This window comes from Azospirillum doebereinerae (assembly GCF_003989665.1).
GTDB lineage: Bacteria > Pseudomonadota > Alphaproteobacteria > Azospirillales > Azospirillaceae > Azospirillum > Azospirillum doebereinerae.
This window is the reverse complement of record NZ_RZIJ01000072.1, coordinates 1-1,181: the sequence shown is the minus strand read 5'-3', so window position 1 is coordinate 1,181 and position 1,181 is coordinate 1. Positions and strand designations below refer to the sequence as shown.

The window sequence follows — 1,181 nt, the reverse complement described above, 5'->3', positions numbered from 1 at the left end:
TCGACCAAAGCCGATCCGGGACGAGGGGGCGTGCCATAGCCCCTTAACAGCCAAAACACCCTTTTGTTAGGTGCTCTTACAGGCCGAAGAAGGCGTCGTGCAGCGCCGCTGCGGGCAGCGCCGCCGCCGGGCCGTCCGCCACCACCCGGCCCAGCCGCAGCAGCACGGCGCGCGGGGCGGCGGACAGGGCGCGCGCGGCGCTCTGCTCGGCCAGCAGCACGGCGGTGCCCGACTCCGCGACGGCGCGAATGGCGGCGAAGACCTCGTCCGCCAGCTTCGGCGACAGGCCGAGCGACGGCTCGTCGAGCAGCAGCAGGCGCGGCCGACCCATCAGCGCCCGGCCGAGGCTGAGCATCTGCTGCTGCCCGCCGGACAGCCGCCACGCGCGCTCCGCGCTCTTGCGGGCAAGGTCGGGGAACAGGGCGAAGACGCGCCCGACGTCCTCGGCACGGGCGCGGCGGTCGGGCAGGCCGGCGACCTCCAGGTTGTCGCGCACGCTCATCCCGGCGAAGACCCGCCGCCCCTCCGGCACGTAGCCGAGGCCGCGCCGCACCCGCTTTTCGGTGGGCAGCGCGGCGATGTCCTCGCCCGCGAAGCACAGCGCGCCGCGCGCCGGAACGAGCCCGAGCAGCGCCTTGAGCAGGGTCGACTTGCCGGCCCCGTTGGCGCCCAGCAGCGCCACCGTCTCGCCCGCCGCGACCGACAGCGACAGGCCGTCCAGCACCGGCGCGCCGCCGTAGCCGGCGGAGAGCCCCTCGACGGACAGAAGCGCGGTCATGACTTGTCTCCGGGGCCGGGCTTGGGGCCGTCGCCGAGATAGGCGGCGATGACGGCGGCGTCGCGGCGCACCCCCTCCGGCGGCCCCTCATACAGCGGGCGCCCGCGATCCAGGCACAGCACCCGGCCGGCCAGCGGCAGCAGGAACCCCATGTCGTGCTCCACCACCAGCAGCGCCGTCCCTTCCGCCGCCAGGGCGCGCAGGCGGGCGGCGAGGTCCGTCTTCTCGGCGTCGGTCAGCCCGGCCGCCGGCTCGTCGAGCAGCAGCACCGCCGGGCGCCGGGCCAGCGCGCGGGCCAGCTCCACCCGCCGCCTTGACGCCGCCGGCAGGTCGCGGCAGCGCCGCGCGGCGAGATCGCCGACGCCCATGCGGTCGAGCGCCCAGCGGGCGTGCGCCTCGGCCG

The 1,181-nt window shown here is 76.5% G+C and carries 2 protein-coding genes; both read right to left on the bottom strand.

From position 1 onward, the window contains the following. Positions 1–76 precede the first annotated feature (76 nt). Positions 77–778: an ABC transporter ATP-binding protein gene (locus EJ913_RS31220; RefSeq protein WP_127005223.1), complete on the bottom strand. Its 702-nt coding sequence runs from the start codon at positions 776–778 to the stop codon at positions 77–79. Then, positions 775–1,181 (bottom strand): ATP-binding cassette domain-containing protein (locus EJ913_RS31215; RefSeq protein ID WP_127005222.1); only part of this gene is annotated, 407 nt, incomplete at its 5' end. The genes EJ913_RS31220 and EJ913_RS31215, both read right to left, overlap by 4 nt.